Source organism: Vibrio sp. R11-SG3-ISO9, assembly GCF_059834255.1.
On the sequence record NZ_JCBDGU010000056.1, the window covers coordinates 93,765 to 106,957 of the forward strand.

Genomic DNA, 13,193 nt, shown 5'->3' on the forward strand with positions numbered 1-13,193 from the left:
AATTATGCGTGTTTCTTTACAGCATGAGGGTGATGAGCAGGACGCGACGGTCTTGCTTGTGGATTCGCTTCAAAGTATTCCGCATTCAAAACTTGAATAACGCTTTGCGCTAATGTCACAGCCCAAAAGCTGCCCGCAATGGTTAAAGTTAAGTAGTCTTCAGACAATTCGACCAGTCCGTTACTTTGCCAATGCGAAAATAGAGGTTTTAAATAGTCAAACGTGTCTTGCCCCATGAAGGTCGGCAGTAAGCTTCTGCGTACCACTCCAGAATCAAAACCCGCTTTAAGTGAAGAGAAAATAGGTTCAAGCTCGCTTTGCTTAGTCATCATGGCGATTGGAAGCTCACCACGCTTAACCGAGTCCATGTAGGTCTCTAGCGTTCGATGCTGCATGATGCCGTGACCACCGACATTACCACCGGCACCACAACCGATAGGCAGTACTTCGGCGTATGTCTTAGCTAAGCTGTTGTAGATGCTGCGTTCACGATTGTCGCGAGCCCAATGGTTCACACTCAGTTTCTTAACTTTGTGTTTTTCCATAAACTCGACGCCTGCCAAATACATGCTTGCTTTATCAGGCGTTGTCGCAGGAGGCGGAATCTTACCTTTATCAACTAAGTTCAGCATTGGTGCATCACCACCCACGATCAATTGGTATAGATCAATACCGTGTGCGCCTGTCGACATGTAATCGTGTAAATCTTGCTCGAAGACATCCATGGTTTGATGTGGCAAACCATAAAGTAAGTCAAGTACGATTGGTGCTTGCTCGGTTTTACTCAACGAGCTGATTCTCTCTAGAACCACTTCGCGATCATCTAACCTTTTTGCACTGCGACGAACTTTGGTATTGAAGCTTTGAATACCAAAAGAAAATCGGTTGAAGCCACCTTCTAGCGCTCGGTCGAACATTTCATCACTGAAACGGTTAATTCGCCCTTCGAGAGTCATTTCCACGTCGTTCGCCAATGGGAAATGCTCACGAATCGCTTTGCCCAACAGTTCAACTTGCATTGCAGACAAATCCGTCGGAGTGCCTCCACCAATGTAAACCGCATGGAAAAGACCAGATTGAGCCCAAGGTGTTTTCGCTTTTTGCTTCAACTCACAAAGCAAGGCTTCGAAATAATCGTCAACAAGTTTGCGGCTGGCTGCGTTCTGGAAAAAATTACAAAAAGTACAACGCACTCGGCAAAAAGGTATGTGGATATACAAACAACGTTTATCCTGTTTCTTTCCTTCCGTTAGCATCAATTCGTCGAACAAATTCAACTTCTTATCTTGAGCGATTGGAGTCGCACTTCCACCAGCGTGTGCCGAGTGCTTTTTTGCAAACGCAAAACGCAGCGGATCCGGCGTTGAAACACCCAAAATAGATTCGTCAAATTTATAAATATCGAGAGTCATATAAATTACCTAAACGCTTACCGAGCCAAGCTTGGAAGACTATTCGCTAAAAACTGAGAGAATCATAAATAGCCTGAAATGATAATGCAATTGATAATTGATCTTATTTAGATTCTAGGCAATAATCGGTGCCAGATTTTCGTTTAGGTGAAGGGTTGATTGTGAACGTTCCAAGGTATGTCATAGCGGGGGGAGCCTCATTGGTGATTCATGCTGCGTTGTTGTTTGTCGCGCAAGAATCAAAGGTATTTGCTATGCCAGCTGGCGCAGAATCTAAAACTGTTGCTCTGAACTTTAAACCACAAACTCAACGTTCCGTTGAACGTGAAGAAACGGTCACCGAACCCGTTGAATCAGAAGTCACTCCTGAACCTGAAATTACAGAAACGCCTGTAGAACCCACACCACCTCCAGTAGCAGAACCGAAAAAGGTTCAGCCGAAAAAAGAAGCGATCACTAACAAGCCAAAAGCTGAGCCAAAAAAAGAGCTCGTCAAAAAGCCTGAGCCTAAACCGCCAGTTAAAAAGCAGGTAAAGAAAAAACCTGTACAGAAAAAGCCCGTCGAAAAAAAACTGGTAGAAAAGAAACCTGAGCCGGTTAAGCCACAACAGGACAAGAAAATCGCTGAGAAAAAAGTTGAGCGTAGCGAACACAGTGAAGCGCAACTTCAACCTGTAAACCAAGGTGTATCAAACTCTCAACCGGTATTGGTTAACAAGCCACGCTTTAGTGCTCGTCCGGTGCAACCTGTTTACCCAAGACAAGCTAGACGCAGAGGCGTAGAGGGTGTCGCAACCTATGAAATTTGGCTTGATGAAGACGGCAAGCAAGTTAAGCAAGCATTAGTGAACTCTTCAGGTGCACTACTTCTTGATAAGGCCGCACTCGACGCAATCAAAAAATGGAAATTTTCACCACACACCGTAAATGGTCGGGCGATCGCTCACCGTGTACGAGTACCTGTTCGTTTTAACTTGGACTAAGAAATGCAACAAATCAGTTATTTACAAGAGCAATTGGGTCTAATGACGTGGCCATTGCTTATCTGCTCAGCGCTTACAGCAATGATCATCGTTGAGCGTATTTTCCAAGTGATGCTAAGTATCGGCGTTGGACGCCGCGCTATTCGTAAAGAGCTTCACCAAATCTCACCAACCGACACTCATCAAATTGAAACACTAGCGGCGGACTTGTCCAACAAGCGCCCACTCCTTTACAAAGGCGTTTCGATGGTACTGGCTCATCACTCTTTTTCTAAGGGGTTACGTGAAGACGCCGCTGGAATCTGGCTTCAAGAGAAACGCCACCAGCTACATGCAGGTTTACGACTGCTTGGTTTGATCGGCGTTATCAGCCCACTGATCGGCCTACTGGGTACCGTTCTTGGATTAATCGAGATGTTTAAAGGCGTTGCTGCCACAACGGGCAGTATCACACCCAATGACCTAGCTGATGGACTTGGCCTTGCGATGCGCACCACAGCAGCAGGTTTGATCATCGCTCTTCCTGCCATTTCAGGCGCACAACTGCTAGGTCTATGGGCCGACAGAGTATTGGCTAAATTGGAGCACACTCTGAACTACGTCAATGTGTGGCTAGAAGGTATGTCGATGCAACCAACCACGGCTCAAGTTACCGCATCACAGCAGACCGTTACAACGGAAGGTGCGCGCTAGTCATGATCAAAGTCTCTCAGAATCACAATGCATCAAGCTTAACGCCTGATCTGACACCTCTTTTGGACATCATCTTTATCGTAATGGTGTTCTTGCTTCTTACTGCTTCCGTGAAGCTGGAGTCATTGGACGTTGAGTTACCGAGTAATGACAGCAGCAATGTGTCTGAGGTGCATAAAGACTCGATCAGTGTAAACCTGCTTAACCGCGAACCCTACTGGGCAATCAACGGCAAAGAGTACATTGATTGGGAGAACTTTAAGTTGGCGCTACTTGAAGAAGTCGGTTCTGGTGATAACAAGAAGCCAATCATCATTGGTGCGGACAAAACCGCGGATGTGCAGAACCTCGTTAAGTTGCTCTCCTTCCTACAGGACAACGGTATCCCAGCAACGCAACTACTGACTGAAGGCGAATAAGCAGCCGACGTTAGGCGGCAAACCTCAAAGGCGTAGGCACCAATCTACGCCTTGTAAACATTTCAAATCATGTCGGCTAAATATGTGGACCGACAAAAACAGACAATAAGAATAGAATTATGAATACAATTAAAGAGCTCAATCACAATCATTCAATTAAAAAGCCGCTTAAGAAGGGGCTACTTTCGATGGCAGCGCTTTTAGGCTTCTCCCTCGCGACTCATTCAGCGATTGCGGCCGACGATGCGCACCAACAACGTATTATCAGTGCCGGTAGTGCAGTCACGGAACTCGTATTGGCACTGGGCGCGGAAGATCAATTGGTCGCAATTGATGTTACTAGCCGTTTCCCGCAATCAGACAAACTTCCTAAAATTGGCTACCACCGTAATCTATCAGCAGAAGGTCTTATTGCTCTGCAACCGACCACTCTGATCGGCTCTGATGAAATGGGTCCAGATACAGCAATATCTCAACTGAAATCTGCAGGGGTTGATGTTGAAATCGTTAACACAGAAGCAAGCGTAGAGGGATTACTTAAGCGTATCGACCAAATCGCAGAGATCACGCATACAGAAGAGAATTCTAAAGCGGTAAAAGAGAGCGTGAATAAGAAAATCGCTGCGCTTGAAGCTAACCAAGTTCCTCAAAATGAAGCTAAAAAAGTGCTGTTCTTATTACTTCACGAAGGTCGCCCAGCGAATGTTGCGGGCAGTGAGACCTCTCCAAACGCGATCATCGAGCTTGCGGGTGGTATTAACCCAGCGGCTGAAAGCTTAACGTCTTATAAACCACTGTCTATGGAATCTATGGTTGAGATGCAACCAGACGTTATTCTTGTTAGTGGCCGTAGCTACCAAAAAATGGGCGGAGCAGACGCTATTTTGAAATCACTACCAATGCTAGCGGCGACACCAGCGGGTATGAACAAGCAGATCATCACCGTTAACGGTAGCGCACTAGTTGGCGGTCTTGGCTTAGCAAGTCTTGCCGAAGCAAAACGTTTAAACGCACGTATTTATCCACAATAACTTACTGATTGTGCGTTTAGTTTAAGGCTCTCATTATGCTGTTAAGAACCGTACCTTTAAAAACATCAATGGTAGGCTTTGGTATCGCCCTAGTCTTCATTGCCCTGTTTTCGATTACTGTTGGACCAATGAACATTAGCTTGAGCGACAGTGCGGCAAGCTTGTTCAATCCAAACAATGAACTCGCGCCTCACATCAACCTGGTGATCCAAGAGATTCGATTGCCACGAACCATTCTGTGCATGGTGATTGGTGCCATATTGGCGCTATGTGGCGCAGTGATGCAGGGTTTGTTCAGAAACCCATTAGCAGAGCCGGGAATCATTGGTGTTTCCGCTGGTGCTGCGTTAGGAGCTGCGTTAGCAATCGTTCTTTTTTCTGAACTGAGCCTTAGCTACCCAGGTTTCATGAACTTTGCAGCCGTACCAGTGTTCGCCTTTCTTGGTGGCGCATTAACGACACTTTTAGTTTATAAGCTGGGTACAGGTAAATTCGGTACTTCCGTGACCATCATGCTACTGGCAGGTGTCGCAATTAGTGCCCTATCTGGTGCTGGTATTGGTTTTTTAAACTTCATTGCTGACGATCAAATGCTGAGAGATCTCTCATTGTGGTCGATGGGGTCATTGGCGGGCGCTAAATGGTCTGGAATTGCATTGGCTCTTGTCACCTTGGTTGTACTGTTTATCTTGTTCTATCGCCAAGCTATGTCGTTAAATGCACTACTCCTTGGTGAGTCAGAAGCGCAACACTTAGGTATTCCCGTTCAAAAGCTCAAACGCCAGTTGATCTTACTGACTGCGGCAGGCGTCGGCATTACGGTAAGCCTCTCAGGTATGATTGGATTCATTGGGTTAGTGATTCCTCATCTGGGTCGCATGCTTGCTGGTCCTGATCACCGTGTACTACTCCCTCTATCCGCAGTCCTAGGCGCACTATTACTGACAGCCGCTGACATGTTCTCACGTGTGGTACTGGCACCAGCCGAGCTACCCGTTGGTATCGTGACTGCCATTATCGGCGCACCGTTTTTCCTATATCTACTCTTCCAACAAAAAGGGAGAATTCTGTAATGCACTCCCCAGCCTTAAAAGCCAGCGACATTCATGTAAAGTTTGGCAGCAAAGTGATTCTAGATAATGTCTCTATCGAGATTGAAGCGGGTAAAGTAACGACACTTCTTGGCCCGAATGGTGCCGGAAAAAGCACGTTGCTCAAAGCGTTATGTCAAGAGATCGAAAGCCAAGGTCACATCAATTACTTTGGCCGAGACAGAGCACTATGGTCACCGAGCACACTGGCGAAGCATTTAGCGATGCTCCCACAGCACAGCACACTCACTTTTCCATTCCTTGCTAACGAAGTGGTTGAACTTGGTGGTATTCCACTACAAGAATCCAATCGAGCACTGACTATAATCGCACAAGAGAAAATGGATACGGCGGACGTTTCTCATCTGGCTGACCGTCTCTACCCATCACTTTCTGGTGGTGAAAAGCAGCGTGTACATCTAGCGCGCGTGTTGACTCAACTGCATCACTCTGGTGACCAATGTGTATTGATGCTCGACGAGCCCACTTCAGCGCTCGATCTCGCTCATCAACACAACACACTGAAAATCGCTCGTAAAATGGCAGACGAACAAAACGCGGCAGTTATTGTGGTGCTACACGACTTGAACTTGGCCGCGCAGTATTCTGATCGTTTAGTCGTATTGAAAGGCGGGCAGTTAGTGTGTGATGGAACACCATGGGAAGCACTAAAGCCAGAGATGATTGAAGATGTCTACGGGTATCGGAGTATTGTTGAAAAACACCCTACTATGAGCTTCCCTCAAGTCCACCCTGCTGGCTAATAAACAAAAAGAGCACCTGACGGTGCTCTTTTTAGTTTCTAAAGGCTTAAAACGCCATTCACGGCCATTTAAGCTATTGTCCAGATTAACAATAGGTATTATTGCTAGAGATTTACATAATTCTGAACGATTACGTGTACCTAATCAGGTACCTCTAAACGTTAGTCACCTCACTGCTTTCGAAGCCACAATGAAAGCCAAATGATTGTTGACCACAAAAACAGCAGGCACAAAAAAAGCTCCTAATAAGGAGCTTTTCTTTCAATGGATTATTTGCTCATTTGAATTAGAGACTTACCAATTAACCATTCTAGTTCTTTACCACTTGTGTCGCCAAACTGAGTTTCAGTCAGTTTGTACAGGCGGTCAATACCGTTAGCAGCGAACTCGTGTGCGCTTTCTGAAGTAACGATATGGTGGAATAGCAGGCGTAAGATTGCTAGGAACTCAGCATCTTCCAGGGCTTTAATCCAGCTATCAGAAAATGCATCTAAACCATTTTCGAAATCAATGTGTTCCATGAACATTTTGAAGATACGACCATCAAGCGCTGCCGTAAAATCTGTCTTCTTTGGAAAGTGGTGGCTAATACCAGTACGAGAAACACCCGTTTGTTGACTCAACGTCGTGTATGACATCTTGTCGTAACCCAGTCTTAGTAGCTGGTCAACTACGGCATCCATGATTTTCTGGATAGTGATTTCTGTATCTTCTTTACTACGCTTTGGCATATTCAGGCTCTTCTTTTTGTAAATCCATCTAACTCATCAAATGAAGTCAGAATGAAAATCGTTATCAGCATTATGTGAGTAAGGCGATTTTTCGCAAGTATTTGCGCCCAATAACACGAGAATACTCTGTACGACCAATTTTACAGTGTTGCGTCTTTGCGCACTTTGTTTAATTAGTCTTCGGAATTCACCTTACCGTTCTAAAGCAGTGTTTTAAAATAACCGCTTAGAATATGAAATGCGAAACAATAAATTCATTATATAAATACCTATCAAGCGATAGATACTCTTATAAAATCATTCAGGGTGCAACTAACTGAATGATGTTCTGACAAATTAATGACACTAATTTTCAGAAAAATATGAGCTTGATCACACCCACATTCACATTTATAAAACGCCATGCTCATTGTTTTCCTCAACAAACAACATAGCATACCAATGCAAGATAGGCCAAAGGATTTAATTTTTGTAGATACAGATCAAATTGCTCGGTAAAATAACCTCAGATTTTGTAAGAGGATTATTTATGAACCAAGATGTTGGCACTAATGATGTATGCGAAGCTTGCGGTTGCGCAGGCGAAATGGGTTTCATCATTAAAGAAGGCGACGATGTAGCGGAAGTTGTAATCTACGGTAACTCGAAAGAAGCGATGGAAGCAGAGCTAGCTAAGTACATTGATTTAGCTAAACAAGTTTCAAGTAATGTTGAGTTTGAATCAACAGAACTGACAGAAGAAAGCAACGAACTACGTACACGTTTCAAGTTCGAAGTGAGCGCAGAGAAAATTATCTTTGAACTGAAAACACGTTCAATCGCACGATAACGCGCCCTACTCTATTGATTAAGACGAGCCTATTGCTCGTCTTTTTTTTCGAGTGTTTTCCATGAAAGAGCGCCATTTGTCTCGAAATCATTCTGTTCTGCACACTGAATCACTACTCCTGATATTTCCAGAACAGCACCTAAACTGTAAGCCTTATCATCGTAATAACAGACCCGTGGGTGCGTATTCTTTTGCGATACAACCACCGCCTTTTTCGCTGGTACAGAAATAATATTGTCGGCATACACGTTTGCATTATTCCCAAATAGACCTGAGATTACTGTCAAAGATATGACTTTAATTGCATTTAATCTTTTCACTTATATTTCACTCTCTGTTTAATTGGCTAAATTTAACAATTATCGGCAATATTTCTGGGCTCGTATGCAATTTCCGATATAGTAAGCGCAACTCTGTTAGAAGATCGTCATTATGCTCAGAATTGTCACATTGCTTGCGTGCTTACTCACCATATCAAATAGTTACTCCCAGCCCCTCGATCACTATCAAATATTGAATCATCTCGACAATTACGGAAATCTTTACCTGCGTAATAAGCCTTATACCGAATTACCGACAGGGTTAGTCGTCAAAGGTAATTTAAATATAGAGAAAACGTCTATCAAACAACTACCAAAAGAGCTCGAAATTGGTGGTAGTCTACAAGCGGCGAATAGCTTGCTCAGACGTGTACCCGCCGGCACCTCTATCAAAGGTTACGCCAACTTACTTGGAAGTCAGATACAAAGTTGGCCGAAGGGCGTCAAGGTTGGTGGCTTTATCAACTTCACCGATACGCCTCTTAAAAAGCTACCGAATGGTTTTCGAGTTAAGGGCGACTTGAGTTTGATTCGAACCCCGCTAACCGAACTGCCAAATGGCATTGTGGTTGAAGGGAATCTTTATATTGGTGGTTCTGCGATTACACAGTTCCCCGACGTGATGACGGTGAACGGCAATATCTACCTCGGTGGAAATGTCATTAGCAAATGGCCAACGACATTGAATCTGGGTGGCGCGGTAGCCCGCTAACTAGGAAGGTAGGGGCATGACGAGTTGCCATGTATTGCGATCAAAAAAGGAGCATCACGCTCCTTTTTGTTTTTATCAGCAGTCGTTAAATCATTAGACCGAATTTAGCCGACATTCTTTACTGGGTTAGCATAGCTATCGATCAGGTACTGATGCGCACCTTGAGGGATGCTTGATAGTTTCTCTTCAAACTCACGCTTCACCGCTTCAGTAATGCTGTCGTCTTCTTTATCTGCTGCCAGTAGGTTCACAGGGAACAGCTTGTAGTTCTCATGAATTTGACGGTCAATCTCTTCAGCTAGTGCTTCTGGCGTTTCAAAATCTTGGTCAATCACAGAACCAAAGCCAACATGTACATGGCCTTTATTGCCCACGATACCTTGAATGATGCTTTCGATATCTTCAAATTCGCCTTTCTCATACGAACCATTGACGTCTTTTTCAAACAGCTCTAGCGCTTTTGCCGTGTCACACGGGTCATTTTCGTAAGAGATCGCAACCGGTACGATCTTCAATGACTTAACATACTCAGCGAAAGCAACTTTCTGTTTACGACCTTCAACGTGGAACATCTTAAGAATCGCTGGATCAGTGAAGTCGTTACCGTCTTTTGCACGCCCTTCTTTCTGCGCAATCCAGATAGAGTTACCCGTATCTAGAGAGTGCTTAATATAAGAAGAGAGTTGGCCAAGCGCTTTCATCATCTCACGCGGCCCTTTAAGCGAGCGCTTAACAATAAAGCTCTTGTTCAAACGCATAAGTTCAGTCGCGCATGGTTTCTTAAGCAGGTTATCACCAATCGCAATACGGCATGTGTTGTGGTTTTGCTGGTGCAGTGCATAGTTAACCAAAGCCGGATCCATGGCGATATCGCGGTGGTTAGAGACAAACAAGTAAGACTGATTTTGATCTAACGATTCAAGTCCCGTGTAAGTCACACCTTTAGTAGTATTCGCCAAGGTATCACGAAGGTACTTTTTCACTTCGATCTGAATCGCTTCTACGCTCTGCAGCTTGCTCCACTTCATTTTTAGGTAAACACGCAAGATCGGGCTCATGATTGCTTGGAACCAAGCTGCGTGGTTAGAGAAACGATAGTTTAGGATCGCGCTGATGAATTCTTCATCATTGATTAGGCGATCAAGTGCCGCAGGAATTTCGTCGTCATTGTAAGGACGGATATCAATATATGGATCAGTCTGAGAGGTCATTTTTCACTACATCTAATAAAAAGCTGGCTCATTCTACGCATTGTTTTGCTTTCTCGCAGCTACAGAGCCCATACTTTTGACAAGGTCAGACCAGAAACATCGGATTTACCTGCATTATTGTTGGCATACGTTAAAATTAACGGTAATCTTAGCGGCCGCAAAACTAAGGACCTTCTATGAACTTCGCTATCGAATATACATCGGCTTACTACTCCCACCTAGAAATCACTCCTAGAAAAAAAGTGGTAAAACATAGCCTTGTATCCGTCGAAAGCGGATTAGTTTTGATTAAGATTGGTAAACAGGAACACGCCATTGAGCCAGGCCAAAGCCTTTGGATCCCGTTTGACTGTTTAACTTCCCTCACCTACTTTCCGAACACGAGAATCGCACGCGTCGACTTTTCAGTGCGCCTAACCGATGCTTTCCCTAAGCAAGCGGGCTACGTGAACCAAACACCACTTTCACAAGCTTTGCTCGATAAGCTCGCAACCTTGGCAGTTAAAAACAAAGACACCAACAATGCGTCTTCAACATTTAAAGAGCTATTAGCGGTAGTTAAGCAGGAAGTATTGACCTTTAAGCCATTGCTGTGTGAAAGCGAATTGTCGCAACGCTTCAACCGTTGGAACATTGAAGACTCACCACTATCTCAAGAACAAACTCTAGTGATGGTGATGCGTGAAGCGAAAAAACGCATGCAGTCAGGTCAGAAGAAAGAAAAGGTAATTGACGAGCTATTCTCTGGGCAAACCGAAGAATTCGAGCAGCTGTGTATGCTGGTGTTTGGCGACACGCTGTAAACTGACATAGTCCGCTCAGACAACGAAAAAGCCGCGAACTCTATGAGAGTCGCGGCTTTTTTAATTCGGTGTGTTTTTCTAGAGCCTATTTTTCCGGAAATGAGTTCTTTTAGAACGGAAACTCAATCTGCATCATCATGTCGGCTTCTCTAGCATCGTGCCAGCGATAATCGAATCGCATACGAGGTTCACCCACTGATTTCTCACCAAACCCAATGCTGAGCTGCAAACCATGGTTTAGGATCCACTCTTCTGTGGTCATGTCGTACTTTTTATCTTCCAGATCTTCAGGAAACCACATCCCCAAGCCAACATAGTTCGAGCTAATGCTTTGAGTAATGATTGGTGAATCTTTGGTTTGTAGTACCCAATCAGACCAGTAGTCGTTTGAAGAGGCTTCAGGTTCATCATTAAACCCACTCAGGCTCAGCATTCTTTGACTGAAAGATTCAAGGCTGTCTGAAAAATTGAGGCATGTCGTCTGCTCATCCGAATCAAACATAATTGAGTCTAGGCTGAATAGATCACACTCAGCATGCGCATGCAAGCTGAAGGTAACGACGAAGCTGGTCGTTAAAAGTGCTCTTTTTAGCATAGTGCTCTGACCTCTAAGAATTAAGGACTACATTGTCTTATACAGCCCACCGTCTTGCAAGATTTTTGTAACTGACTTTGTACTCAAATTTGCAAAGTCATCACCATTTATAATCGCATTACGAATATCGGTGCTACGCACTTTTACTTTTTCTGGGCAAGCCATCACAGACCAGCGCTCAGTGATCTCGTCAGACTTATAAAAAGACGAGAACTTAAAGAAGTTATCCGGCCCGATGACAAAAGTTATATCGGCCGTTGGATGAGATTCTTGAAGCTTTTTTAATACTGCGTACGTTGTGACGCTCTCACCTGGGGTGTACAAACTTTGCTCTACTAAAGATAGTTCAACTTGCTCAATAGCCAAGTCATTGATAAATACCTCAACAAGCTGACATCGAATATCATAATCCAACATGGTTTTACCCCACGCGTGAGCAATGCTCGGAACAAGTAAAATTCGGTCGAAGTGCACCAAAGACTCAATGACACTTTTATGCCCTAAACTTGGTGGGTTAAATGCACTACCAAAAACCGCTATTTTTTCCATCGCTTGTCGCTGCCTTCTTTTATCTCACTGTGTAAAGAGGTTTTTATCTCTCTTGATTTCGGTATGATAACACTAGATTTCAATTTGCTTGCAGGAAAGGAATACGAATGGAACAGTTAATTCGTGATGAAATGCGCGTTCTACCATCAATTGACGCTCAATTTGAAGTAGATCGTCGTGTAGAGTTCATCAAAACCAAATTACAACAATCAGGATGTAAGTCTCTTGTACTGGGTATCAGCGGTGGCGTCGACTCAACAACATGTGGCCGACTCGCTCAGCTAGCAGTAGACAGTCTTAACGAATCAAGCAACAGCAACGATTACCAGTTTATCGCCGTTCGCCTGCCTTACGGTGAGCAAAAAGACGAAGATGAAGCGCAGCTTGCTCTCTCTTTCATCCAACCATCTCAATCTGTATCAGTAAACATTAAAGCGGGCGTTGATGGCCTGCACGCCGCGTCTCATGTTGCGCTTGAAGGCACAGGTCTTCTTCCTACTGATTCAGCTAAGATTGATTTCGTAAAAGGTAACGTAAAAGCTCGTGCTCGCATGATCGCTCAATACGAAATCGCAGGTTACGTTGGTGGCTTAGTTATCGGTACTGACCACTCGGCAGAAAACATCACAGGTTTCTACACAAAGCACGGTGACGGCGCATGTGACCTTGCACCACTGTTTGGTCTAAGCAAACGTCAAGTTCGTGAGCTGGCAGCAACGTTAGGTGCACCAGAGCTTCTAGTGAAAAAAGTACCTACAGCTGACCTTGAAGAGCTAGATCCTCAGAAAGCAGACGAAGATGCACTAAACCTAACTTACGACCAGATCGATGACTTCCTAGAAGGCAAAGAGGTGTCTAAAGAGGTCTCTGATCGTCTAGTAAGCATTTACCAAGCGACGCAGCACAAACGTCAACCGATCCCAACGATCTACGACTAAGCTCAAGTTGGTTGCGCAGTAATCTGCGTGCCTACCTAGCTCAAGACTCGCTAAGCAAAAGGCCGACGGTGAACACCGTCGGCCTTTTCATTATGTTTTATCACCAGAATCT

Annotated in this window: 16 protein-coding genes; 10 read left to right on the forward strand and 6 right to left on the reverse strand. The window is 44.5% G+C overall.

The features are described from left to right. Nucleotides 1-2: 2 nt before the first annotated feature. Nucleotides 3-1,412, reverse strand: coding sequence for a heme anaerobic degradation radical SAM methyltransferase ChuW/HutW (gene hutW, locus AC6R05_RS21415; RefSeq protein WP_390520283.1), 1,410 nt, complete (start codon nt 1,410-1,412; stop codon nt 3-5). Nucleotides 1,413-1,573: 161 nt separating this feature from the next. Here hutW and AC6R05_RS21420 point away from each other — a divergent pair, with 161 nt between their 5' ends. The 6 genes from AC6R05_RS21420 to AC6R05_RS21445 all read left to right on the forward strand — a co-directional run bounded on the left by AC6R05_RS21420 (nt 1,574) and on the right by AC6R05_RS21445 (nt 6,393). Further along, nucleotides 1,574-2,395, forward strand: a complete 822-nt coding sequence (locus AC6R05_RS21420) for an energy transducer TonB (RefSeq protein ID WP_500648793.1) — start codon at nt 1,574-1,576, stop codon at nt 2,393-2,395. A 3-nt stretch (nt 2,396-2,398) separates the two neighbouring features. Further along, entirely contained in the window at nt 2,399-3,088 is a 690-nt protein-coding gene (locus tag AC6R05_RS21425; protein WP_032550448.1) for a MotA/TolQ/ExbB proton channel family protein, read from the forward strand. Nucleotides 3,089-3,090: 2 nt separating this feature from the next. Then, the gene (locus AC6R05_RS21430; protein WP_032550449.1) at nt 3,091-3,507 is read left to right on the forward strand and encodes an ExbD/TolR family protein; all 417 of its coding nucleotides are present in this window, start codon (nt 3,091-3,093) and stop codon (nt 3,505-3,507) included. 188 nt (nt 3,508-3,695) lie between these two features. After that, nucleotides 3,696-4,538, forward strand: a complete 843-nt coding sequence (locus AC6R05_RS21435) for a heme/hemin ABC transporter substrate-binding protein (RefSeq protein WP_235201682.1) — start codon at nt 3,696-3,698, stop codon at nt 4,536-4,538. A gap of 35 nt (nt 4,539-4,573) precedes the next feature. After that, the gene (locus AC6R05_RS21440) at nt 4,574-5,611 is read left to right on the forward strand and encodes a FecCD family ABC transporter permease (RefSeq protein WP_500648558.1); all 1,038 of its coding nucleotides are present in this window, start codon (nt 4,574-4,576) and stop codon (nt 5,609-5,611) included. Next, nucleotides 5,611-6,393, forward strand: a complete 783-nt coding sequence (locus tag AC6R05_RS21445) for a heme ABC transporter ATP-binding protein (protein ID WP_500648559.1) — start codon at nt 5,611-5,613, stop codon at nt 6,391-6,393. Before AC6R05_RS21440 ends, AC6R05_RS21445 begins: the two co-directional genes overlap by 1 nt. A 269-nt stretch (nt 6,394-6,662) precedes the next feature. Here the strand turns inward: AC6R05_RS21445 and AC6R05_RS21450 are convergent, their stop codons facing one another. Continuing rightward, nucleotides 6,663-7,124 (reverse strand): TetR/AcrR family transcriptional regulator, encoded by a 462-nt coding sequence (locus AC6R05_RS21450; RefSeq protein ID WP_032550453.1) that lies wholly within the window; start codon nt 7,122-7,124, stop codon nt 6,663-6,665. A gap of 529 nt (nt 7,125-7,653) precedes the next feature. Between AC6R05_RS21450 and AC6R05_RS21455 the strand changes: the two genes are divergently transcribed. After that, nucleotides 7,654-7,953, forward strand: coding sequence for a YfcZ/YiiS family protein (locus AC6R05_RS21455; RefSeq protein ID WP_285467873.1), 300 nt, complete (start codon nt 7,654-7,656; stop codon nt 7,951-7,953). A 29-nt stretch (nt 7,954-7,982) separates the two neighbouring features. Here the strand turns inward: AC6R05_RS21455 and AC6R05_RS21460 are convergent, their stop codons facing one another. Next, a complete protein-coding gene (locus AC6R05_RS21460; protein WP_285467880.1) occupies nt 7,983-8,246 on the reverse strand; it encodes a DUF1496 domain-containing protein in 264 nt (87 codons plus the stop codon). Nucleotides 8,247-8,385: 139 nt separating this feature from the next. Here AC6R05_RS21460 and AC6R05_RS21465 point away from each other — a divergent pair, with 139 nt between their 5' ends. After that, on the forward strand, nt 8,386-8,985 hold the full coding sequence (locus tag AC6R05_RS21465; protein WP_152469834.1) for a hypothetical protein: 600 nt from the start codon (nt 8,386-8,388) through the stop codon (nt 8,983-8,985). Nucleotides 8,986-9,089: 104 nt separating this feature from the next. On the opposite strand, the gene AC6R05_RS21470 is transcribed toward AC6R05_RS21465, so the two are convergent. Continuing rightward, nucleotides 9,090-10,196: a 1-acyl-sn-glycerol-3-phosphate acyltransferase gene (locus AC6R05_RS21470; RefSeq protein ID WP_152469835.1), complete on the reverse strand. Its 1,107-nt coding sequence runs from the start codon at nt 10,194-10,196 to the stop codon at nt 9,090-9,092. Between the two features lie 176 nt (nt 10,197-10,372). Here AC6R05_RS21470 and AC6R05_RS21475 point away from each other — a divergent pair, with 176 nt between their 5' ends. Beyond that, on the forward strand, nt 10,373-10,999 hold the full coding sequence (locus tag AC6R05_RS21475; RefSeq protein WP_032550458.1) for an AraC family transcriptional regulator: 627 nt from the start codon (nt 10,373-10,375) through the stop codon (nt 10,997-10,999). Nucleotides 11,000-11,108: 109 nt separating this feature from the next. On the opposite strand, the gene AC6R05_RS21480 is transcribed toward AC6R05_RS21475, so the two are convergent. Both AC6R05_RS21480 and AC6R05_RS21485 read right to left on the reverse strand, forming a co-directional pair. After that, complete coding sequence (locus AC6R05_RS21480; protein ID WP_500648560.1) at nt 11,109-11,594, reverse strand: hypothetical protein; 486 nt, start codon at nt 11,592-11,594, stop codon at nt 11,109-11,111. Between the two features lie 27 nt (nt 11,595-11,621). Beyond that, complete coding sequence (locus AC6R05_RS21485; RefSeq protein WP_500648561.1) at nt 11,622-12,143, reverse strand: nicotinate-nicotinamide nucleotide adenylyltransferase; 522 nt, start codon at nt 12,141-12,143, stop codon at nt 11,622-11,624. A gap of 107 nt (nt 12,144-12,250) precedes the next feature. Between AC6R05_RS21485 and nadE the strand changes: the two genes are divergently transcribed. Continuing rightward, nucleotides 12,251-13,081, forward strand: coding sequence for an NAD(+) synthase (gene nadE / locus AC6R05_RS21490; protein ID WP_032550461.1), 831 nt, complete (start codon nt 12,251-12,253; stop codon nt 13,079-13,081). Nucleotides 13,082-13,193 lie beyond the last annotated feature (112 nt).